The following is a 21,612-nucleotide window of genomic DNA, read 5'->3' as shown; positions in this document are numbered from 1 at the left end:
AGAATTCAGGAAGGCGCGGCGGCCCGCTGTTGTTCGGCGAGGAAATGCGCGGTGCCGACCGTGCGTTCGTACAGCTCCCGATAGTGCCGATAGTAGGGCTCATAGCGCGCGACGTGCTCGGGATCGGGTGTCACGGTGGCGATCACCGGATTCCAGCCCGTGGTGTTCACCCCGGACGCCTCGGCGGCCAGCATGGCGTCGCCGAGGCAGGCGCCGACGGTATCGGCGGGCAACTCCTGCGGCAGGCCGGTGACCTCGGAGACGATCCGGGTCCACAGCCCGCCCTTGGTGCCGCCGCCCACCGCCACCAGCCGCCGCGCCCGGCCGCCCGCCTCGGTCATCGCCGTGAGGTTGTGCCGGACGCCGTACGCGATCCCCTCCAGCACCGCGCGATACAATTCCGCGCGGCCGTGCCCGAGCGTCAGGCCCGCGACGATACCGCGCGCGTCCGGATCGAACAGCGGTGTGCGCTCACCCGCGAAGTAGGGCAGCACCAGCAGGCCCCTGCTACCCGGCGGCACCTGCGCCGCCGCCGCGACCAGCTCGCCGAAATCGCCGCCCACCAGTGTCCGCAGCCAATCGGTCACGGCGCCCGACGTCGCCATCCCGGCGGCCAAAGTGTATGTGCCGGGCCAGGTTCCGCAGGTGCCCCACAGTCCGGGATGTGGCCGTGGATCGGTGAGCACCTGCACCAGGAACATGGTGGTGCCGTACATGACCATGGCATCGCCGGGCGCTCGCACGCCGACGCTCGTGGCCTCCGCCCACGCGTCGATGGTTCCGGTGGTCACCGGCAGCCCGGCGAGCAGACCCGTTGCCGCGGCAGCCTTTTCGGTGACGTGCCCGACTATCTCGGTGGGCCAGGCCAGTTCCGGCAGCGGCAGCTTCGGCGCCACCGCTGCGGCCCAGTCCGCGGCCCAGGCCCGCGCCCGCAGGTCGTACATCGGCACGCACTGGCTGGCCGACTGATGGTCGAGCACGTAGCGACCCGTGAGCCGGTGCACCAGAAAGGAACTCGCCATCAGCAGCATCGAGGTGCGGGCCGCGACGCCGGGTTCATGGCGGGCCAGCCAGCGCAGCTTCGGACCGACAGCCTGACTCGTCAACGGCGAGCCGCAGCGGCCCAGTACCGCCTCGGCCCCCAATTCCGCGTTCAGCTCGGCGATTTCGGCGGTGGCCCGGGTGTCGACGCCGTAGAGGATGGCGGGCCGCAGCGGCGCACCGGAGGCGTCGGCGGGCAGCAGGCAGGGCCCGATCCCGCTCACCGCGAGCGCCGTGAGCGGCGCGCCCGCCGCGGCCGCGGTCAGCTCGCGGGCCAGCGCGACGAAATCCGCCCACCACACGGCCTCGGCGTCGTGTTCCACCCATCCGGGATACGGTGTCGAAACACCGTGCGCCCGTTCGGCTCTCGCGACAATACGGCCGTCCTCGGCCACCAGGACGCCCTTCGAACTCGACGTCCCGATATCGATGCCGAGGAACATCACCGCGCGAACTCGTCCAGCCGGACGCCGAGCAGCGCACACGCGGCCCGCACCGCCGCTCGGTGATCACCCGGCACCGCGTGAATGTGGTTCGCGCCGAACCGGGAAAGGAAATCCTCCGCCTTCGCGTCCAAGCGCGCGAACGCATGTGGCCATTCCCAGGTGGACTGCTTCATCAGCGCCTCGTTGGTGGCCGCGTCGTAGTTCTCGAATTCGCCCAGCATCAACTGCATTCGGTAGTCGCCGTCCAGCCGGGTGAGCCGGGCCAGCGTCATCTGCCCCGGCGCGGCCAGGTGATGCACCGAGGCGCCGCCCGCCGGGAAGAAGAACACCTCCGGATACAGGTGCACCTTGGCCAGATTCTCCGCCGGATCGGCGCTGCGGGCCGCGAACCAGGTGGCGTGCTGGCCGGAGTTGCACAGATCCCAGATGTCCCGGTCGGCGTGGTAGTGCCGCACATCGGCGAAAAGCACCGGCGTCCCGGCGATCCGGTGCAGCAGCTGCATGGTGAGCGCGCCGTCCATATCGGCCTCGGTGGCGCAGATATGCGGCTGTTTCGGCCCGTTCCAGTCGTACGGATCGTTCAGGAACGCCTCGGTGATATCCATGGTGGCGAAGTACTGGGTGAGCTCCGGCTGGCCCTTGATGCCGGAGAAATCCAGCCGCCATTCCGAAATCAGTTCGCGCACCGCGAGATACGAGCGGATCTGGCGTTCGAGCAGTTCTGGGGTGAGCTTGTCGCCGTCGTAATGCACGCCCGCCGTATGCTGTTCCAGCCATTCGCGTGCGGCCTTGGCCTCGGCCGGATCGGCGAGTTCGGCCCGGCGCACGATCTCCCACTGGTCGATCTCCTCGACATCGATGCCGAACAGCCGCTGCCACTGATCGGTGTTGGCGACCGCCGTATTCATCCCCATCGGCCGTCCGCCGAAGCGTCCGAAAGTGCTGCCGCGCAGGCTCTGTACCGCGGCCGCCGCCGTCGCGTGCGTGCCGATCGCGGTGATCAGCGCCGGATCGGCCGGGTCGCCCCAGAGCCGGGTGTGCGCGCGGCCGATCTGATCGAGCGCGCCGCCGGCCGCCAGCATGCCGACCATGCCGGGCTGTACCGGGTCGATATTCGACAGCAGCAGCAGCGGACCCGGCGTCGCACCCGCGGCGAGCATGGTGAAGTGCGGGAACGCCCACACCGCGTAGTGCAGCACGGTCAGGTCCACACCCGCCGCGGCCACACTCCGCGCCACCGATCCGGCCAGCGCGTTATCGCTGACCGGCGCCGAACCCCGGACGACCGTATGCCCGGCCGCGGTCAACGCGGCGACCAGGCGGTCCTCGGTCGTGTTGATGAACTCCGCGATCCCCGCGTGCACATAGTCGCGGCCGTCGGAAATGCTGATGACACCGATACGCGCCATGCCGGTCCTCCCGTAGTGGGTGGTCGGATTGGTAAGACTCGCACTCAGTATGGCAGGACAAAGGCGCGCGAAATGGCTAGTGTCCGAATACATCCCATGGCGGGATCAGACGCGCGCGGTTCGGTCGACCCCGAGCCGCCGCACTGGTGCCGCCACCTTCTCGACACCCGGGAGAGCCTCTTGAGATTTACCAAAGCAACGGTGCTTGTCGCGGCCGCGGTGCTCGCCGCGGGCCTCGGCCTGACCGGCTGTTCGTCCTCCGATTCCGGCGGCGACACCGATCTCGTCAAGGTCAACGGTGGTGAACCGCAGAATCCGCTGATTCCCACCAATACCAACGAGAATATGGGCGGCCGGGTGGTCGACCGGCTCTTCGCCGGGCTGAAGTATTACGACGCCAACGGCAACGCGCACGACGAGATGGCGCAGTCCATCGAGACGACGGACCGTAAGAACTACAAGATCACCATCAAGCCGGACTGGAAGTTCTCCGACGGCACCCCGGTGACGGCCAAGTCGTTCGTCAACGCGTGGAACTACGGCGCCCTCGGCACCAACGCTCAGTTGCAGAGCTATGTCTTCGAACCGATCGTCGGCTTCGACGACGTGAACGGGAAAAATCCCACCGCGCAGACGATGTCGGGACTGAAGGTGGTCGATGACAAGACCTTCACCGTCGAGCTCAAGCGACCGTCGATCGATTTCGAGGTCTCGCTCGGCTACGGGCCGTTCTATCCGCTGCCCGATGTGGCGTTCAAGGATATGAAGGCATTCGGCGAACATCCGGTGGGCAACGGTCCATACAAGCTCACCACCTGGGAGCACAACGTCAAAATCGAGGTGGTCCCGAATCCGGAGTATCACGGCGGGCGTCCGGCCAAGAACAAGGGCCTGCGCTTTGTGATGTATCAGTCCTACGACACGGCATACGCGGATCTGCAGGCCGATAATCTCGACGTGCTCGACCTCATTCCGGACAGCGCGCTGACAACCTACAAGAAGGATCTCGGCGATCGCGCGATCTCCAAGGACATCGCGTACAAGCAGTCCATCGGCATTCAGCAGAGCACCCCGCACTGGGGCGGCCAGGAAGGCGTGCTGCGGCGCAAGGCCATTTCCGAGGCGATCGATCGAGACCTGATCTGCGACAAGATCTTCCACGGTACCCGGGAACCCGCACGCGATTTCACCGCGAAAACGCTGCCCGGCTTCGACAACAATCTGCCGGGCGTCGAGGTGCTGAAGTTCAATCCGACCGAGGCCAAGAAGCTCTGGGCGCAGGCCGACGCCATTTCGCCGTGGTCGGGCCGCTACGAGATCGCGTACAACTCCGACGGCAATCACCAGGGTTGGGTGGACGCGGCCGCCAACAGCATCAAGAACACCCTCGGCATCGACGCCGTCGGCACGCCGTACCCGACGTTCAAGAACATTCGCGACAAGATCACCTCGAAGACGATCGGCACCGCGTTCCGCTACGGCTGGCAGGGTGACTACCCGACCATGCTGGAATTCCTGAGCGTGCAGTACTACAGCTTCTCCGACGGCAACGATGTCGAATATAAGAGCCCGGAGTTCGACAACCTGCTCAACGCCGCGTATGCCGCGCCGACCGAGCCGGAGTCGTACAAGTTGATCGCGCGGGCACAGGCGGTACTGCTGAAGGATATGGCCGATATCCCGCTGTGGGATTACACCATGCCCGGCGGCCGGTCGACCAAGGTGAAGAAGGCCGAGATGGCCTGGAGCGGCTTGTTCGACTTCGAGAATATCGAGAAGTAATCCGTGTGCGGTGGAGCCGGATCATCAGCGGCTCCACCGCATTCCGCCGGACAACCCGGTCAACCGTACGGTCCGCGCCCATCCCCCGCCCGCTCGGCGACGAATAACTGAATGTCCGGGCCTACATCGCCCGAATCGCCCCGAGCAGGAAGGAACCGTGATGATCCCGCATTTCCTCGGACACATGATCTGGTCTGTCTCGCAATTCCTCCATATGTTGCTGATGCCGTGAGGGGCCGCCCGGGTCGGTATCGGTCCGCCCCGGGCGCTCAATCCACCTCGTCGTCCTCGTCCGGACCGGGCTCCATGGCGGCGATCTCGTCTATGCGGGCGAAAGCGTCATCCAAGGTCGCATCCCCGAACGCGCACGAATCCCGCGAAAGATCGCGCAGCGCGGCGATTCCGTCCAGCATGTCGGTCAATTCACCACGCAGCGCCGACAATTCGAGTATCGCCGGATCTATTCGGTACCACGCCACCGTCTTTCGCCACCGGTCATCGTCATCGATCCACGACCACATGGTGTCGCGCACCAGCACCGGATCCGGTGTGTAGACCTGGAAATGGTCCGCCGCCTCGCGGTATTCGAGTTCGTATACGCCGTCGTCCAACAGCCGCGCCTGGATGTACTCGTCGTCGCCGCGGCGCACCGTGATGTACGGGCAGCCCGGATCCGCGACGAGTTCGGTGAGCCGGGCATTGGTGATCGGCTCGGGCAGCTGCTCGTCGCCGACGGTCACATCGACTTCGGTCACGAACCCAGTGTCCCGGAACCGATCACGCCGAATCACCCCGGGTCCGGCCCGCCGGGGTGCAAGGTGGTTGGCATGCGTTATCCGAATCGAGGCCGCCGATGACGACCGTCGCGGGCGTGGACAGCTCCACGCAGTCGTGCAAGGTGGTCGTCTGCGACGCCGATACCGGCGAAATCCTGGACCGGGCCACCGCCCCACATCCCGACGGCACCGAGGTCTCCCCCGAATCCTGGTGGCAGGCACTGCTTTCCGTCGGCGACGGCCGGTTCGACCGAGTCGACGCGATCGCCGTCGCCGGGCAGCAGCACGGGTTGGTCGCCCTGGACGGGGCGCATCGCCCGGTGCGCGACGCGCTGCTGTGGAACGACACCCGCTCCGCGGCCGCCGCCGAACAGCTCGTCACCGAATTCGGCGGGCCGCGGGCCTGGGCCGACGCCGTCGGCAGCGTTCCGCTGGCCGCGTTCACCGTCGCCAAGCTGCGCTGGTTCGCCGACCACGAACCCGAACTCGCCGACCGCACCCGCCGCATCATGCTGCCGCACGACTACCTGACCTGGCGGTTGCGCGGCGCCGACGCCGAGCCGACCACCGACCGCGGCGACGCGTCGGGCACCGGCTACTGGTCACCCGCCACCGGCGAATACCGCAAAGATCTACTGTCGCTTGCCTTCCGGGGACGCGAGCCGGAGCTGCCCAGGGTCGCCGCGCCCGCGGAGATCGTCGGCCGGACCCCGGCCGGGGTGCCGGTGGCCGCGGGCACCGGCGACAATGCCGGGGCCGCATTGGGTTTGGCCATCGGACCCGGCGATGTCGTCGTCTCCCTCGGCACCAGCGGCACCGTCTTCGCCAGAACCACCGTGCCGAGCGCGGACCCCACCGGCGCGGTCGCCGGATTCGCCGACGCCACCGGCGCTTTCCTGCCGCTGGTGTGCACCCTCAACGCGGCCCGGGTGCTCGGCTCGGTCGCCGATCTGCTCGGCGTGGACCTGCCGACTTTCGAAGACCTTGCCGCGCAGGCGAATCCGGGCGCGGGCGGGATCGTGCTGCTCCCCTACCTCACCGGCGAACGCACCCCGAACCTGCCGCACGTCGCGGGCAGCCTGCACGGTTTGCGCCCGGATACCATGCGCCCCCGCAACATCGCCCGCGCCGGATACGAGGGCATGCTCTGCAATATGGCCGATGCGCTCGACGCGCTCGGCGCCGCGCCGCACCGGGTGCTGCTCATCGGCGGTGCGGCGGGTTCACCACTGGTCGCCCGGCTGGCCGCCGAGATCTTCGGCGTCACCGTCACCGTGCCCGAACCCGGGGAATACGTCGCGCTCGGCGCGGCGCGGCAGGCGGCGTGGGCGCTGTCCGGCAAGGCCGATCCGCCGAACTGGCCCGCGCGCACCGCGGCCGAGATCCCGGCGCCGGCCGATGCGACGATCGGCGCCGACATCCGGGCCGCGTACCGCCGGGCCCGGCAGGCGCTCTACTGACGCCGCTGTCCCACTCACCGAAACGAACCGCGCGCCGCAATCGATATTGCTGGTAGGACCTAGGTTCTGGCGCATAGTCCAGTCGGATGAGTTCGTGGCGCGCGCGGGGGGCGACGGCCGGGCGCGCCGCACGGGATTTCAAGGCAGGGCCTAGAATTGACAGCAGCCGATCCGGGGGGACGCGGTGACATCCGCAAGCAGCCACAAACGACTCATCATCTACGTCGGACGCACGTCGGAGCGTCCCGGCGCCGTCGCCGGCCTGTTCGAACGACTGCGGACGGTGCCGGGTTACGGCGACGACGAGACCATCTACTGGGAATTTCCCGATCCGGTGCGCCGATTCTCCCGCGCGGGACTCGCCGCGCACGCGCGGGATCTGGCCGACCGCATCGATAGCTACCGCATCGGTCTGCGGCGCACCCGCGAGGTCGTTCTCATCGGGCACGGCGTCGGCGGATTGCTGGTGCGCTACGCATATCTGCAGGCGCGTTGCGGCATCGACGGACCCGCGCTGGCTTGGGCGCAGGCCGTCACCAGGATCGTGCTGCTCGCGACGCCGAACCGCGGCTTCGACCCGGCGCGGCTGGCCTGGCCGCAGCGAATCCTGCTGTGGCTGTTCGCACCGCTACTGCGCCGGTACACCATCGCCGAACTCGTGATGGGCACGCCGTTCGTCACCAATCTGCGGATCCAGTGGATGCGCGAATTCGCCGAACTCGGCCACCGGGCGCCGAAGGTCGTGCAGCTGCGCGCCGACGACGACGTCACGGTGGCGGATGAGGACAGCCGGGATCTGGAGGCGCTGCCGACGGGGACCCAGCGGGTGATGCCGCTGGCCACCCACGACGATATCGTCGCCGTCGACTCGGTCCGGGAGGACTATCCCGGCCAGCGGTTCGACATCCTGTGCTGGGCCATCACCGAACCGATCCAGGCCACCGAGCCCACCCCGGTGCCGCCGAGCGAGGCGATCAAGAAGTCGGTGGTGTTCGTACTGCACGGAATTCGCTCCGGCAGCGGCGACTGGCCCGCCGAATTGGCCGAGCAGCTGGCCGACCACGATCATGCCGCGCTGGTGGTGACGCCGTCCTACGGCAGGCTCTCGGCATACGATTTCGCGCTGCCGTTCACCCGGCGGCGCAACCTGCGCTGGTTCGCCGACCAGTACAGCTATTACCTGGCCAGACATCCCGGCAAGCCGTTCCACTTCGTCGGGCACAGCAACGGGACATATTTGTTCGGGCAATCGCTGAAACAGATTCCGGCGCTGCGCTTCGATCACGTCTTCCTGGCGGGCAGCGTGCTGCCCCGCGAATACGACTGGCTGCGCGCCACCGACCGCGGGCAGGTCGGCGAGCTGGTGAACGTCTGCGCGAGCGCGGACAAGCCGGTGGGCTGGTTGTGCAGCGCGCTGCGCGGATTCGGCATGCGCGATATCGGGGTCGGCGGATTCACCGGATTCGACTCGGTGCCGCCGAATGCCGTGCAGGTGCGCTCGATTCAGGGCGGACACGGTGCGGCGCTTGTGCCGCAACGGCTTGCGAGCATCGCCGACTATGTGCGCACCGGAAAGTGCGCGCCGGAAACCGATCTCGTGACGCCCACCGAAACCTTCGGCATGATCTCGCGGTTCGCCCCGATCGGCACCTGGCTCGCGGCGGGCACGCTGGCCGGGCTCGGCTGGCTGAGCGTGCTGCTGATCGGGGGGACCGCCGGTGCGGCCCTCATTCTCGCGCTGCTGCTGGTGACGTATGTGGTGCTGAAGGTGGCGTGAATTCGGCGAGCGGTGGAGACTGCCGCGCCGTCGTGTCACGATGTAGTGGATACCAGCAGTACCAGATACAACTGCCGCGCTTCGACCGAGTCAGCCGTATCGGCAGTACAAAGGGAGCGACAATGACGCGCTACGACGTGGTGATCCGGGGCGGAAACGTATTCGACGGCTCGGGGGCCCGGCCGCGGACGGCCGATGTCGGCATCGCCGACGGCCGGGTCGCCGCCGTCGCCACCGGACTGCCCGACGGCGCGCGCACCGTCGACGCCGCGGGCAAATGGGTCATTCCCGGCATGCTCGACGTGCACACCCACTACGACGCCGAGGTGCTCGGCAATCCGGGACTGGGCGAATCGGTGCGGCACGGCGTCACCAGCGTCGTCATCGGGAACTGCTCGCTGTCCACGGTGTACTCCGGCGCCGAGGACTGCGCCGACATGTTCGCCAGGGTCGAGGCGCTGCCGTGGGACGCGGTGCATTCGGCGGTGAAGGAGCACCGGGACTGGGACGATCCCAGGTCCTACGTCCGCTCGCTGGCCGACCGCCCGCTCGGCGCGAATATCGCCGCGCTGCTCGGCCATTCGGATATCCGGGTGGCGGTGATGGGCCTGGCCCGCGCGGTGGACGCACAGACGCGGCCCACCCCGGCCGAGCTGAATCGCATGCGGCACATGCTCACCGAGGCGCTCGACGCCGGCTTCCTCGGACTGTCCACCATCCGCAGCTCGTTCTCCAAACTCGAAGGGTCGCGCTTCCCGGCGCGGCAGCTGCCGTCGACGTATGCCACCTGGGCCGAATACCGGGCGCTGAACAACATTCTGCGGCAACGGAATCGGATCCATCAGAGCACACCGAACCTCACCGCGCGGGCCGAGATCGCCCGCTATTTCGCACAGAGCGCGGGCCGGTTGCGCAAACCGCTCAAGACCACCCTCATCGCCGGTATGGACGTGAAGGCCGACCGCACCACCGCCCGCGCCGCGACCATTGCCGCGCGGATCGCGAATACCGTTGGCGCGGCACAGTTCCGGTGGCAGCACCTACCGGTGCCGTTCGAGCTCTACGCCGACGGCGTCGATCTGGTGGTGTTCGAGGAATTCGGCTCCGGCTCCGCGGCGCTGAACATCCGCGATGTCATGAAGCGCGGTGAACTGCTCGCCGACGAAACATATCGGCGGCAGTTCCGCAAAGATCTGGCGAAGCGTTTCGGGCCGCGGGTCTGGCACCGCGACCTCTACGACGCGCAGATCGTGGCCTGCCCGGACGCCGATGTCGTCGGGAAATCCTTCGGTCAGGTCGCCGATGAGCGCGGTATCCACCCGGCCGACGCGCTGCTCGACCTCACCGTCGCGCACGGCAAGGCCCTGCGCTGGCGCACGGTGATCGCCAACGATCGCGAGGCCGTGCTCGACGAACTACAGCGGTCGCCGGTGATGCAGGTCGGCTTCGCCGATTCCGGTGCGCACCTGCGCAATATGGCCTTCTACAACTTCGGGCTGCGAATGCTGGAGCGGGTGCACCGGCGCGGGTTCATGCCGGTGGAAACGGCGGTGCACCGGCTCACCGGTGAACTGGCCGACTGGTACGGGCTGGACGCGGGCCGGTTGGCCGAGGGCGCGCGGGCCGATATCGCGGTGCTCGATCCGGCCGGATTCGACGGTGCCAGCGCGGAATACGCCGAGGCGCCGGTTCCCGGCATCGATGGCCTGTCACGCATGGTGAACCGCAACGACCGCGCCGTCGCCGCCACCCTCGTCGGCGGGCACATCCTCTACGAATACGGTGAATTCGCACCGGGATTCGGCACCACGCTGCATGCGGGCACCTTCCTGAGGGCGCGGTAGCTTTCAGGGAAAGTGGCACGGCCAGCAGACATTCCGCTGCTGGCGCGCGGTTGCCGGCTGATCAGCGGTCGATGCGGCGGCGCTCCTGGCGCAGCCCGCGGCTCAGCAGCACGATATTCAGGCTCAACAGCGCGATTATCGCGATGTAGGAGACGATTTCGGGCGTGGTGCCGACCCAGCCGGAATCCATGCCGTTGTACAGGATCCACAGGATGAAAAGCGCGCTGCCCGCGATGGCGAGGAGTTTCAGCCAGGTCATAATGCCTTCTTTCGCAATGAACCAGGCGGTGCTGCGCAACCAGCGCCGCCGATCGGAGCCGGGTTCGAGGGCGGCCGCTTCGGCGAGCATGGCCGCGCCCAGTTCCCGGCGTTCGGCCGGGAGCAACCCGATGCCGAATGTCAATGTGCGGGTGAATCTTTCGGAATCGGTCATGCGAGGCCGCCCGCGAGCCCGGGACGGGTGGATACCGCGCGGGTGACCGGTGCGGCGGCGAATTCCGCCGCGTACCCGCGGCCCGGTTCGCTCAGCCGGTACAGGTGCCGCCGCGGCCTGCCCGTCGGCGGATCCTCCTCCCACCTGCTTTCCAGCAGGCCGCGATCCGTCAACCGGCCGAGGATCGGATAGAGCGTGCCGGGGGCCAGACCGGTCGCACGGGCCAGGTCGTAGCCGTGCCGCCACTCGCGCCCGGCAATTCGCAAGGCGTCCAGGACGAGTCGGGTTTGTGCCGATGGGCGGCGAGGTGCCATGTCCCTAACTCTACATAGGTAGACTTTGGCGGGCAAGGGGTCGGGCCGCGATCACGGCGCGGTCCGCAGGATTACGGCCGATCCGCGCGCCCGAAGGCGGTGCGCGGCTCCTTTGCTCGCCCGATGGTCTGCGCGCCCGGCGCGGATACCGCCGTGCGGCGGGATACGATCCGCTCGGCGTAATCCCTGGGCGGACAGAACAGTTCGTCGAAGGTCAGGTAGCAGGCGTCATCGGGGTCGACGAGTCGGCCGGACCGCACCAGCCGGGCCGCGCGCTCCCGCACCAGTAGGCGTAGGCAGTGGGTGATTCGGGCTAACGCATCGCGGGATAGGTCGCGATCGGCGACGTATCGCCGCCCGCCGGGCCGACCCACGTCAGCGATGGCATCGTCGGCAATTATGCATTCGATGCCACTTTGCATGTTCGGCAAACATGCTGTGTGTGAAGCGGATTCGGCCGCAGCGGTCAACAGGAGGTCCGGGCGGTCACCGAAAGTCGGCTCCAGCAGCTCGTATTCGTCGGGGCCGCGATGGGCGATCTCGTCGATCACGGAGTCGAATGCGGGCCACGCCGTCCGCGCGGCACGCACGTCGCCGCGGCGCGCGATGGCATGCAGTGCAATATCGGCACGGCACTGCTGCGCCAAACGCGCAACGGCCGGTAGGGATTTCGCCGGATCCGAAACATCATCGTCCAGCCCGGCCCATCGGATGAGCACATCACCGACCGCGACGGCCTGCCACGCCTGCGCGAGGCGGTCCCGCGACAGCAGCGCGCGCACATGCAGCTGCGCGTCGGTGAGCGCACGGATATCGTCGGCGCCCAACGCCTCGGCACGGGCGGCGGCGTCGATCCGCGCGACCGAGGCACGGTATCTGTGCGCGACAATCCATAGTCGGGCCACGCCTTTGAAAGCGGTTGCTGCCGGGCCCAGCAGCGTGGCGACCGCCTCGTCCGCGAGCCGCAGCGCACCCAGATGTAGGTCGGCCGTCAGCGGTGTCGGGGACTCGGGCAGGGTGGCGTACCGGGTGTGGTGAGCCGCGGCCGACGAGTGGTGATCCGCGAATTCGCCCGCCGTGCCATGTCCTCCGGCACGCGGCACAGCCGACAGGCTGCCGGGTACGCCGCGCACCGGCATCGGGATAGCGCCGAGGCGCGCGTGGAATCCGCGACAGTCCGGTTTCCGGCCGAGCAGTCCACGCACCAGATCCTCGACGACCTCCCGCGCCGACCAACCGTAGCGGAAACCCCAATCCCGTTGCGCGGCCGTCGGGTCCAGCAGTGGCGCACGGCCGGACCAGCCCGGTACCCAGGCCGAATAGCGAATTCCGGCACGGCGCAGCAGCTTTCGCACCTCGGTGGGTGTCACCAGGCCCGGCGCGGTCAGTTCGACGATTCCGGTGCGCTGCGAGGCGGCGGCCGACACCAGGAACCGCTCCAGATCGTCGGTGTGCAGCAGCTGGAAACCCTCCGCGGTATCGGGTCCGAGCAGGGGTTCGAGCGCGCGCCAGGTCTCCCGGCCGACGCGACGTCCCGCGACGGCGGGTATCCGGAGCATCAGTCCGTCGACGCCGCGCAGCAGCGCCGAAACACCGGATTCGGTGCGTCCCGCGACGCGCGCCCCCGCGACGACCGGAACCACAACGCGCACACCGGATTTCCGCGCGGCGGCCGCGACCGCGGCGAGGCCGCGATCGGCGAGATGCAGCACGCTCACGCAGCCAGCCATCGCCCGAGCGCAATCCGCCGGATCCGCGAAATCCCCGGTCAGCAGCGGTATTCCCGGATCGGTGGTGCTGCGTCCCGGCCTGGCGAACCCGATCACGTCATGTCCGGCCGCGGTCAGCATCCGCGCCACCGCCAGCCCGCTCGGCTCGGTGGCTCCGGTGATCATGATTCGCATGGCGCCTCCCACAAACCTGCCAGGTGGGAATAGTGCACTGGCATCGCGTATCCGTGTCAGCGGAATTCCGGAACTGTCCCACTCAGTGGACGCCAACGGAATCGGCATGTGACCGTCGGGTTCCGGCAAATCCAGGCGACCCCGTCCACACGGCGGCGCTACAGTCGCCGGATGACGTGGATCGCACCCGATATCCAACGCACCTCGCCGCCACTGATCGCCGACGAACGCCCGATGCTGCAGGCCTGGCTGGACAACCATCGGCAGACCCTGCTGTGGAAATGCTCCGGCCTGGAGGCCGAACAGCTGCGCCAGCGGTGTGTCGCACCGTCGACGCTGTCGCTGCTCGGCCTGGTCCGGCATATGACGGAGGTGGAGCGCTGGTGGTTCCGGCGGATCGCGCGCGGCCAGTCGATCGATTACATCTACTGCTCCGAGGACAACTGGGACGGCGACCTCGACGATATCGCCGATGCCGATCCGGCCGCGACCTTCGCCGCGTTCCGCAGCGAGATCGAACTCGCCGACGCCGCCGTCGCCGATATGCCCTTGGACGCCACCTTCAAGCATCCGCGCAGGCCCGAATCGGAGTACAGCCTGCGCTGGGTGTACATCCACATGATCGAGGAGTACGCCCGCCACAACGGCCACGCCGACTTCCTGCGCGAACGCATCGACGGCGTCACCGGGGACTAAGTGTTCGCCGCCCGCAGCACCGCGGCGAGCGAGGCCGCGAGTACGGAATCGGAACGGCCGCAAGACCATCCGGTACGGGCACCGATCCGGTATTCCAGATAGGTGATGGCCGTGCTCGCGTTCCCGCCGCCGATCGACTGCTGGGTGAGGCTCAGTATCTCCACCGCGCGGCCGATCTTCGCCAGCGCCGCGGTGAGCGCCGCCACCGGTCCGGTCCCGTGATGTTCGGATACGGCGGTGGCGCCGTCCGCGACCAGCGTGATCTCCGTACATGCCGCGTCGCCGTCGCCGGAGGTGCGCCAATCCTTCAGCACCACAGCGGGTTCCGAGTCGTCGAGGTAGGTGGCGGCGAAGAGGTCGTACAATTCCGTCGCGGTGATCTCCAGGCCGGTGTCGTCGGCGCGGCGCTGCACATGCTTCGCGAAATCGATCTGCAGCCTGCGCGGCAGGTCCAGCCCGTATTCCGCCTGCAGCAGGTAGGCGATGCCGCCCTTGCCGGATTGCGAATTCACCCGGATCACCGCATCGTAGCTGCGGCCGACATCGGCCGGATCGATCGGCAGATACGGTACCTGCCAGTCGGTTTCGCGTTCCGGGCGCCCCGTCTGGGTCGCCCTGGCCCGATGTTCGGCCATGCCCTTCTTGATCGCGTCCTGGTGGGTTCCGGAGAACGCGGTGTGCACGAGATCGCCGACGTACGGGTGCCTTTCGTGGATCGGCAGCCGGGTGCAGTATTCGACGGTGCGGCGGATCTCGTCGATATCGGAGAAGTCGATCATCGGATCGACGCCCTGCGCATGCAGATTCAACGCCAGCGTCGCGATATCGACATTCCCGGTGCGTTCACCGTTGCCGAAGACGCAGCCCTCGACCCGCTCGGCCCCGGCGAGCACCGCGAGTTCGGCGCAGGCGATACCGGTGCCGCGGTCGTTGTGCGGATGCACCGAGAGGATCACGCTGTCCCGGCGGGCCAGGTTGCGGTGCATGTATTCGATCTGGTCGGCGTAGACGTTGGGCGTGGCGACCTCGACGGTGGCGGGCAGGTTCAGCACCACCGGCCGCTGCGGCGTCGCGTCCCACAGCGTGGTCATCGCATCGCAGATCTCCAGCACGTAGTCGGGTTCGGTGAGGTTGAAAACCTCTGGGGAGAACTGGAATCGGACGTTCGGCAGATCGCCGGCGAGCGCACGCAGCACCCGGCCGCCGTCCAGGATCAGCTCGCGCAGTTCCCGGCGATCCTTGCCGAGCACCATATTCCGCCAGGCGGGCGCGGTCGCGGTGTACATGTGCACCACCACCTCGTTGCGGATGCCGCGCACCGATTCGACGGTGCGTTCCAGCAGATCCCTGCGGGCCGGGGTGAATACGACGATGGTGATATCCGCTGGGGCCAGGCCGGTTTCGGCGAGCAGCCGGACGAAGTCGTAATCGGTTCGCGACGCCGACGGATATCCGACCTCGATCTCCTTGTAGCCCATGGCGATCAAGAGTTCGAAGAATCGGCGTTTGCGGGCCGGGTCCATCGGCTCGGCCAGCGCCTGGTTGCCGTCACGCAGGTCGACCGGCACCCACAGCGGCGCCTTCGTGATCCGGTTGTCCGGCCAATTCCGCTGGGTGAGTGGTACTTCCACGCGGGAGTAGATATCGCGGTAGCGGTGCGACGGCATCTGGGAATGCCGCTGCCGGTTCCATACCGGTGCGGCGGCGGGGATTTCACCGACGGGCGTGTCGATGGTCGGAAAGGTGCGCATGTGCTGCTTCCTGGCTGCTCGATGACGAGGTGACCGGCCACGACGGAGCCCACGGCGGGCGGCCGGTCTTATCGGGCCCCGCCGTGGCGGCTAAGCAGAAGCAGGCAGTGGATCATGGTGTCCTAGACTATACACAACTCCTCAGACAAGTAGAGAGGTTCGATGGCAGCGCAAGTTCGCAGGCACCCACTCGCCGCGCAGACCGCCGAACTGCTGATGACCCGCATTCGCGCAGGTGAATGGCCGCTCGGTCACCGGCTTCCCGGCGAGACGACGCTGGCCGCCCAGCTCGGTGTCGGCCGTTCGACGCTGCGCGAGGCGGTCCGCGAACTCGCGGGAAAAGGTGTACTCGACAGCCGCCAGGGCGCGGGCGTCTACGTCACCGCGCTGGAGGCCACCGAGAACTGGGATGTCGTGCTGCGCCAGGCCGATATCGTTTCGGTGATCGAGGCGCGCATCGCCATCGAATCGGAGGCGGCGGCCCTCGCCGCGCATCGCCGCACCCGCGCCGATCTGCGGGTGCTGCGCAGCACGCTGGCGGCGCGGGAGGCGAACGGCGAACCGGTCGCCGAGCACGTCGACGCCGATATGGCCTTCCACCGCGCCGTCATCGTCGCGGCGCACAACGAGGTGCTCACCCAGCTTTTCGACAGTTTCCTCCCCCGGCTCCGGCTCGCGATGATCGACATGCTCGAAATCCGGCCGGTCCCTTCCGAATCCGCCGACCACGCCGCGCACCAGCGGCTGCTCGACGCCATCGTCGCCAAAAACGCCTCGGCCGCCGCGGAATTCAGCCGAACCCATCTGACCTCACTGAAAGCAGCGTTCTCGTGAACGATTACCGCACGCCCGTACTCGAACTCACCGAGGTGACCTTCCGGCGCGAGGGCAAGCAGATCATCGACGGCATCTCGCTCACCGTGCGTTCCGGCGAGCACTGGGCCCTGCTCGGCCCGAACGGCGCGGGCAAGAGCACCCTGCTCGGATTCTGCGGCGCCGTAACGTTTCCCACCACCGGCACGGTCCGGGTGCTCGGCGAACAAATGGGCCGGGTGGAGCTGGCCCGGCTGCGCCGCTGCATCGGGCATGTGAATCCCCGCCATCCCCTGCGGTATTCGCTGACGGTGCGCGAGGTGGTGCTCACCGGTATCACCGCGACGATCGATACGCCGATGCGCTGGACGCCGACCGACGACGAAATCCGCCGCGCCGACGCGATGATCGACACGCTCGGGCTGAAGGGTAAGGCCGACGAGATCTGGCCGACCCTGTCCCAGGGCGAACGCGGCCGCACTCTGATCGCCCGCGCGCTCATCGCCGAACCGCGGCTGCTGCTGTTCGACGAGCCGTCCACCGGCCTGGATCTCGCTGCCCGCGAACAACTTCTGGAAACCATCGACTCACTCGGCGAAACCCATCCCGATGTCGCATCGATCCTGGTCACCCATCATCTGGAGGAGTTGCCGAGCACCACGACGCATGCGCTGCTCATCGCGGACGGCCGCACCGTCGCCGCGGGACCGGCCCGCGATGTGGTCACCACCGAGAACGTCACCGCCGCCTTCGCTCACCCGGTCGAGGTGCGCCACGATCAGGGGCGTTGGACCGCGCGGGCCAGGGTGGACCGCCTCGACTATCCGGACTGACCGCCCGTTTCCGCCGATTGCCCGTGCTGTTCGGCCTCGGCCAATTTCTTCAGGGTCAGCAGCTGTTTGCGCGTCATGAGCAGATCGCCGAACGCCACCGGGTGGGCGATCGGGCGCGGCAGCCGGAATCGGACGCGAACGACCAGTCGGGTACCGGACCCTTCCGGATACACCGCATAGGTGACCGATACCCGGTCCGTCCGCAGGGTAATGCACTGGCCTGGAATAAATTCGACCAGCTCGAAGACGAACATGAACCGCTGCCCCGCCGCCAGCGCGGTAAGCCCGGGATCACGCGTCTCGGGACTGCGCCGCCCGAGGTTGTCGATCAGATCGTAACTGTAAGGCGCGACCCGCAATTGACATAACCACGCATATACGAGGTAAGGTGCCGCATCGATGCTGATGGCTCTATCCGCTTGCAGCCCACCGGGTTCCAGTTCGTCGCACGGTAACCGCCGCGCGCGTTCGGCGGGCGTGGCGCCCCAGACCAGTCCGGGGTTCATGCCGCGTTCGCGATTCTGCGCAGCAGTCCCCGTATCACTACCCGGTGGCCGCCCGACCCGATGACCAGCGCACGGTAGATCCTTCCGTGCGGGCCAGGAAAGTCCGCCCACGATCTGGCGCGGATACGGGTCGCGCCCGGGCCGTCCGCATCTAGTTCGAAAACCAGCGCGTAGCGCGAAAACCAGTGGTGCCCTTGCAAAGCCAGCCGTCCGGGTGGTTCGGCCGATTCGAGCGACCAACCCGTCGGCAGGGTCGATGGACCCTGGGGGTCTTTGCACATTGTTCGAAGCAGTGCCCGCCAGACCCTTTCGCGATCCGAGTCGATCCATCTGGCATGCTCGTCAATATAGGACAGTCGCTCCATATAGAAGGAACGTACTATTACATGGCCCCACCTCGCAAGCACGACACCGATGTGATCCTGGACGCGGCGCGGACGCTGGTACTCACCGACGGCCCGCGCGCGGCGTCGGTGGCCGCGATCGCCGAAGCCAGCGGCGCCCCCGTCGGCACCCTCTATCACCGCTTCGGCAACCGGAACGGGGTGCTCACCGCCGCATGGCTGCGCGCGCTGGGACGATTCCAGGACCGCACCCTAGCCGCCGCCGACGATCCGGATCCGGTGGCGGCGGGCGTCGCGATGGCCGCCGCCGCGGTCGGCTTCGGCCGCGAACTGCCCGACGACGCAAGGCTTCTGCTCAACCTGCGCCCGCGCGACCTACTCGACGGCGGACCCGACGACGAATTCCGGACCCGGCTCGACCTGATGAACGCGCCGCTCGTCGCCCACCTGCGCCGGATCGCCCACGCGCTGTTCGGCAGCGCCGACGAGCGCGCCATCGACGCCGTCAGCCGCGCCGTGGTCGATCTCCCCTACGCCGCCCTACGCCGCCACGCCCACGCGCCGACCCTCCCGGCCTGGCTGGACACCGACCTTCCGGAGGCGGCGCGCACCCTGCTGGAGTCGTATCGGCGCTGAGCGGTCGCTACCGGAACGGGCAGACCCTGTCGCTATAGAAGATCGTGCACGCGATCGCCCGCAACCAATACAGGAGCCAATCGATCGGATCAGTGGGGACGTCGAACATCGCAACCTCGCAGAATGTCAACGGGGACACTGACATCGATCGAATCAGCGAAACCGCCCCGAGCCAACCCCTGTGGCAGGGAATTGCCATGCGACAGCGGCTTCCGAGGCAGCCGCGCTCAGGCCGACCCGGCGACCAGTTCGTCGGTCAGCTCGTCGAGTGAGCCGATGGTGACCGCGGCGAGATCCGCCGCATCCGCGGCGACCGGGTATTCGGGGCGCGGCGCGGCGATGACGCGCAGGCCCGCGGCGTGCGCGGCGCGCAGGCCGTTGCTCGAATCCTCAATGGCGGCACAGACTTCCGGGCGCACACCGAGGGCGGCGGTGACGGTCAGGTAGACGTCGGGTGCGGGCTTGCCGCGTTCGACCTCCTCGGTCGAACAGGTGGCGTCGAAGCAGTCGGCCAACCCGGTGTGCTTCAGGACGACATCGATGAGCGTGCGCGGCGACGAACTGGCCAGCCCGAGCGGCCAGCGTTCGCGCAGGCGGCGCACCGCGTCGACCGCGCCGGGCAGCAGCGGCACCTCGGTGTCGTAATGCTCGGCCATCCGCGCGATGACATCCGCGGCCACCTGGCCGGGTTCGGCGCCGACCCGCAGGTCCGCGCTCAGGTACGCCGACCACTCGCCCGTACTCATCCCCATCAGCCGGGTCTGGGTGTCGGGCAGCCAGGTGCCGCCGCGTTCGGCCACGTAACCGCGCCGCACCCGCTCCCACACCGGCTCGGAATCGATCAGAACTCCGTCCATATCGAAGACCACCGCCGCGATCGCCATCCAGTCAGCCTTTCACCTCGGGACGCCCTCGCCAACATGCCCGCCCGCGCCGCCGACTGTCAATTTCCCGACCTCCCGGACGGGGCTTCCGGCGAGGTACCGATAACTTGTTCTTATGAGCGCTGAGCAGACCGGCGGTGATCGACTGCCGACCGAGGATCACCACGAGGGCGGGTTCCGGCCGATATCCGAGCTGGCCGACGAGGTGCGCGGGGTGCCGGAGGCCGATATCGCGCGCGGCGGACCGCACTACCGGCAATTCATCTCGCAGGTCCGCGGACTGATGGACCGGGTCCGGCTGGCGAACCCGTCCGACGAGCTCGCGCTCGAAACCATCGCGACGCTGAAGGAACTCAACGACAAGCTCGACGCCGCGGTGGTCGACGAATGGTCGACGCCGCTGTGGACCCGCTACGACGTACCCGCGCGCGGCAATATCACCGTGCCGCCGTACGCCGTCCACCATGTCGGCCCGGACGGCATCGACGCCACGATCACCTTCCGGAACTACCATCTCGGCGGTAATTCGGCCGCGCACGGCGGCCAGATCGCCGTCGGCTTCGACGAACTGATCGGCATGGCGGCGGCGGTGTACGCGGGCGCGGTGACCAGGACGGCGTCGCTGACCGTCGACTACCGATCCATCACGCCGCTGAATACCCGGCTGCGGCTGCGGGCCTGGGCCGAACGCCAAGAGGGACGAAAGGTTTTCCTGCGCGCGACCCTGCACGACGGCGACCGGTTGTGCGCCGAAGCCAACGGGTTGTTCATCGTGCTCAATCCCGGCCAGCAGTAGGCGATTCGGGGAAATAGACCGCCCGATATTCCTCGAAACGCCGGTCCACCTGTTCCGCGCTCAAACCGAAATCCGCCAGCTCGTACCGGTGCACCGGACGCGCCGCGCCCGAAGTGCTTTCGGCGTGCAGCTCCCCCATCGCCGCCCGCGCCTCGTCGCTGAACGGAATCCCGAAGTGCCGGTAGATCGACGCCACCGTCCCGAGCGGATCGCGGACGAACGCACCGTAATCCACATCGCAGAACTGGGCGGGGTTGTGCCGCTTGCGATCCGCGAGGAATCTCGCGGCGCCGCGGGCCCACAGGTCCAGCTGCGTCGAGCCGACGACCGGGCCGCGGAATTTCGCCGACCATCCGGCCGACGCCTGCTCGTTGAGGCTGCACACCGATGCGATGATGGTGCGCGGATCGCGATGCATCTGGATGACCAGCGCGTCCGGATAGACCGCGAAGATCGCGTCGAGCGCGAACAGATGGCTCGGATTCTTCAGCACCCAGCGCTTTTTCGCCTCGGGCAGCCCGATGAGCTGGAGGTTGCGCCGGTGCCTGCGATAGGCGTCGGTCCAGTCCTGCTCGCGCAGCCACTCCGAGTACCCGGGCAGATACGCGAGGCATTCATAGGACACCGATTTCGCCGACTGCCGCAGCAGTTGCCAGCACTCCTCCACCTGGTCGGCCGAAATGTGGTGCACGCCCATGAATTCCGGATGCTCCACGTGATGCTTCTCGTACGCCGCCGCGAGCCGTTGATACACCGGATTCGCGGCCCAGGTCTCCCGTGGCGGCCGCGGCTGCGGCATCTCGGTGAGCCACATTTCCAAACCCTGATGGGCCGGATCCGCGTTCAGCAGCCGGTGCACGGCCGTCGTGCCGGATCGCGGCAGCCCGGTCACGAAGATGGGTCGCTCGATCGGCACCGCCGCATATTCCGGAAACCGTTGCCAGGCGGCCTCACTCAGCAGCCGCGCGACCAGCGCGCCGCGCAGGAAGGCGCGATTGACCTTGTTCCCGAACGGGGTGAGCTCCGCGTCCTTCGCATACGAGTCCAGCAGTACCGCTAGCCCTTCGCGGTACTCGTCGTCGCCGAAATCGTCGAGCCCGATGAATTTCGACGCCGAGGCGTGCAAATCGTCGACGGTGCCGACGTCGTCCCTACCGATCACGGTCC

The 21,612-nt window shown here is 67.9% G+C and carries 19 protein-coding genes; 9 read left to right on the top strand and 10 right to left on the bottom strand.

All coding sequences use genetic code 11. The features are described 5' to 3' along the window. Window positions 1-5: 5 nt before the first annotated feature. On the bottom strand, window positions 6-1,484 hold the full coding sequence (locus LGY53_RS31385) for an FGGY-family carbohydrate kinase (protein ID WP_225730361.1): 1,479 nt from the start codon (window positions 1,482-1,484) through the stop codon (window positions 6-8). Further along, complete coding sequence (locus tag LGY53_RS31380; protein WP_225730299.1) at window positions 1,484-2,896, bottom strand: L-fucose/L-arabinose isomerase family protein; 1,413 nt, start codon at window positions 2,894-2,896, stop codon at window positions 1,484-1,486. The genes LGY53_RS31385 and LGY53_RS31380 overlap by 1 nt, the downstream gene beginning before the upstream one ends. 180 nt (window positions 2,897-3,076) lie before the next feature. Between LGY53_RS31380 and LGY53_RS31375 the strand changes: the two genes are divergently transcribed. Next, window positions 3,077-4,678, top strand: a complete 1,602-nt coding sequence (locus LGY53_RS31375) for an ABC transporter substrate-binding protein (protein WP_374111257.1) — start codon at window positions 3,077-3,079, stop codon at window positions 4,676-4,678. Between the two features lie 269 nt (window positions 4,679-4,947). On the opposite strand, the gene LGY53_RS31370 is transcribed toward LGY53_RS31375, so the two are convergent. Then, entirely contained in the window at window positions 4,948-5,433 is a 486-nt protein-coding gene (locus tag LGY53_RS31370) for a hypothetical protein (protein ID WP_225730298.1), read from the bottom strand. Between the two features lie 98 nt (window positions 5,434-5,531). Between LGY53_RS31370 and xylB the strand changes: the two genes are divergently transcribed. The 3 genes from xylB to LGY53_RS31355 all read left to right on the top strand — a co-directional run bounded on the left by xylB (window position 5,532) and on the right by LGY53_RS31355 (window position 10,535). Beyond that, window positions 5,532-6,914 carry a xylulokinase gene (gene xylB, locus LGY53_RS31365; RefSeq protein ID WP_225730297.1) on the top strand — a complete coding sequence of 461 codons (1,383 nt, stop codon included), beginning with the start codon at window positions 5,532-5,534 and terminating at the stop codon, window positions 6,912-6,914. Between the two features lie 184 nt (window positions 6,915-7,098). After that, window positions 7,099-8,691, top strand: a complete 1,593-nt coding sequence (locus LGY53_RS31360) for a hypothetical protein (RefSeq protein WP_225730296.1) — start codon at window positions 7,099-7,101, stop codon at window positions 8,689-8,691. Window positions 8,692-8,813: 122 nt separating this feature from the next. Next, entirely contained in the window at window positions 8,814-10,535 is a 1,722-nt protein-coding gene (locus LGY53_RS31355) for an amidohydrolase family protein (protein ID WP_225730295.1), read from the top strand. Between the two features lie 61 nt (window positions 10,536-10,596). Here LGY53_RS31355 and LGY53_RS31350 read toward each other — a convergent pair whose 3' ends face one another. From LGY53_RS31350 to LGY53_RS31340, 3 genes are all read right to left on the bottom strand, one after another. Beyond that, window positions 10,597-10,968, bottom strand: coding sequence for a hypothetical protein (locus LGY53_RS31350; protein WP_225730294.1), 372 nt, complete (start codon window positions 10,966-10,968; stop codon window positions 10,597-10,599). Continuing rightward, window positions 10,965-11,282, bottom strand: a complete 318-nt coding sequence (locus LGY53_RS31345) for a PadR family transcriptional regulator (protein WP_225730293.1) — start codon at window positions 11,280-11,282, stop codon at window positions 10,965-10,967. Before LGY53_RS31345 ends, LGY53_RS31350 begins: the two co-directional genes overlap by 4 nt. A 71-nt stretch (window positions 11,283-11,353) precedes the next feature. Further along, window positions 11,354-13,186 carry a hypothetical protein gene (locus LGY53_RS31340; protein ID WP_225730292.1) on the bottom strand — a complete coding sequence of 611 codons (1,833 nt, stop codon included), beginning with the start codon at window positions 13,184-13,186 and terminating at the stop codon, window positions 11,354-11,356. Between the two features lie 171 nt (window positions 13,187-13,357). On the opposite strand from LGY53_RS31340, the gene LGY53_RS31335 reads away from it, so the two are divergent. Then, window positions 13,358-13,882, top strand: a complete 525-nt coding sequence (locus LGY53_RS31335) for a DinB family protein (protein ID WP_225730291.1) — start codon at window positions 13,358-13,360, stop codon at window positions 13,880-13,882. On the opposite strand, the gene LGY53_RS31330 is transcribed toward LGY53_RS31335, so the two are convergent. Further along, on the bottom strand, window positions 13,879-15,633 hold the full coding sequence (locus LGY53_RS31330; RefSeq protein ID WP_374111256.1) for a 2-isopropylmalate synthase: 1,755 nt from the start codon (window positions 15,631-15,633) through the stop codon (window positions 13,879-13,881). The two genes, LGY53_RS31335 and LGY53_RS31330, sit on opposite strands and share 4 nt — an antisense overlap. Before the next feature lie 162 nt (window positions 15,634-15,795). Here LGY53_RS31330 and LGY53_RS31325 point away from each other — a divergent pair, with 162 nt between their 5' ends. Continuing rightward, complete coding sequence (locus LGY53_RS31325; protein ID WP_167474651.1) at window positions 15,796-16,467, top strand: FadR/GntR family transcriptional regulator; 672 nt, start codon at window positions 15,796-15,798, stop codon at window positions 16,465-16,467. Continuing rightward, window positions 16,464-17,279: an ABC transporter ATP-binding protein gene (locus LGY53_RS31320; RefSeq protein ID WP_225730290.1), complete on the top strand. Its 816-nt coding sequence runs from the start codon at window positions 16,464-16,466 to the stop codon at window positions 17,277-17,279. Before LGY53_RS31325 ends, LGY53_RS31320 begins: the two co-directional genes overlap by 4 nt. Here LGY53_RS31320 and LGY53_RS31315 read toward each other — a convergent pair. Next, entirely contained in the window at window positions 17,267-17,785 is a 519-nt protein-coding gene (locus LGY53_RS31315; protein WP_225730289.1) for a hypothetical protein, read from the bottom strand. The genes LGY53_RS31320 and LGY53_RS31315 overlap by 13 nt on opposite strands. Window positions 17,786-18,171: 386 nt before the next feature. On the opposite strand from LGY53_RS31315, the gene LGY53_RS31310 reads away from it, so the two are divergent. Then, complete coding sequence (locus LGY53_RS31310) at window positions 18,172-18,765, top strand: TetR/AcrR family transcriptional regulator (RefSeq protein WP_225730288.1); 594 nt, start codon at window positions 18,172-18,174, stop codon at window positions 18,763-18,765. 227 nt (window positions 18,766-18,992) lie between these two features. On the opposite strand, the gene LGY53_RS31305 is transcribed toward LGY53_RS31310, so the two are convergent. After that, the gene (locus tag LGY53_RS31305; protein ID WP_225730287.1) at window positions 18,993-19,649 is read right to left on the bottom strand and encodes an HAD family phosphatase; all 657 of its coding nucleotides are present in this window, start codon (window positions 19,647-19,649) and stop codon (window positions 18,993-18,995) included. Window positions 19,650-19,764: 115 nt separating this feature from the next. Between LGY53_RS31305 and LGY53_RS31300 the strand changes: the two genes are divergently transcribed. After that, on the top strand, window positions 19,765-20,445 hold the full coding sequence (locus LGY53_RS31300) for a PaaI family thioesterase (protein WP_225730286.1): 681 nt from the start codon (window positions 19,765-19,767) through the stop codon (window positions 20,443-20,445). Here LGY53_RS31300 and LGY53_RS31295 read toward each other — a convergent pair. Further along, window positions 20,426-21,607, bottom strand: coding sequence for a sulfotransferase (locus LGY53_RS31295; protein WP_225730285.1), 1,182 nt, complete (start codon window positions 21,605-21,607; stop codon window positions 20,426-20,428). The two genes, LGY53_RS31300 and LGY53_RS31295, sit on opposite strands and share 20 nt — an antisense overlap. Window positions 21,608-21,612 lie beyond the last annotated feature (5 nt).

Origin of the sequence: Nocardia sp. JCM 34519.1, from assembly GCF_020361265.1 — a bacterium.
Classification (GTDB): Bacteria; Actinomycetota; Actinomycetes; order Mycobacteriales; family Mycobacteriaceae; genus Nocardia; species Nocardia arthritidis_A.
This window is presented reverse-complemented; position numbering and strand designations above follow the sequence as displayed.

Excerpts from the sequence above, each read along its gene's own strand:
- LGY53_RS31385 (WP_225730361.1), bottom strand. The coding sequence starts at position 1,484 with ATGTTCCTCGGCATCGATATCGGGACGTCGAGTTCGAAGGGCGTCCTG.
- LGY53_RS31380 (WP_225730299.1), bottom strand. The coding sequence starts at position 2,896 with ATGGCGCGTATCGGTGTCATCAGCATTTCCGACGGCCGCGACTATGTG.
- xylB (WP_225730297.1), top strand. The coding sequence starts at position 5,532 with ATGACGACCGTCGCGGGCGTGGACAGCTCCACGCAGTCGTGCAAGGTG.
- LGY53_RS31355 (WP_225730295.1), top strand. The coding sequence starts at position 8,814 with ATGACGCGCTACGACGTGGTGATCCGGGGCGGAAACGTATTCGACGGC.
- LGY53_RS31350 (WP_225730294.1), bottom strand. The coding sequence starts at position 10,968 with ATGACCGATTCCGAAAGATTCACCCGCACATTGACATTCGGCATCGGG.
- LGY53_RS31345 (WP_225730293.1), bottom strand. The coding sequence starts at position 11,282 with ATGGCACCTCGCCGCCCATCGGCACAAACCCGACTCGTCCTGGACGCC.
- LGY53_RS31340 (WP_225730292.1), bottom strand. The coding sequence starts at position 13,186 with ATGCGAATCATGATCACCGGAGCCACCGAGCCGAGCGGGCTGGCGGTG.
- LGY53_RS31335 (WP_225730291.1), top strand. The coding sequence starts at position 13,358 with ATGACGTGGATCGCACCCGATATCCAACGCACCTCGCCGCCACTGATC.
- LGY53_RS31330 (WP_374111256.1), bottom strand. The coding sequence starts at position 15,633 with ATGCGCACCTTTCCGACCATCGACACGCCCGTCGGTGAAATCCCCGCC.
- LGY53_RS31325 (WP_167474651.1), top strand. The coding sequence starts at position 15,796 with ATGGCAGCGCAAGTTCGCAGGCACCCACTCGCCGCGCAGACCGCCGAA.
- LGY53_RS31315 (WP_225730289.1), bottom strand. The coding sequence starts at position 17,785 with ATGAACCCCGGACTGGTCTGGGGCGCCACGCCCGCCGAACGCGCGCGG.
- LGY53_RS31310 (WP_225730288.1), top strand. The coding sequence starts at position 18,172 with ATGGCCCCACCTCGCAAGCACGACACCGATGTGATCCTGGACGCGGCG.
- LGY53_RS31305 (WP_225730287.1), bottom strand. The coding sequence starts at position 19,649 with ATGGCGATCGCGGCGGTGGTCTTCGATATGGACGGAGTTCTGATCGAT.
- LGY53_RS31300 (WP_225730286.1), top strand. The coding sequence starts at position 19,765 with ATGAGCGCTGAGCAGACCGGCGGTGATCGACTGCCGACCGAGGATCAC.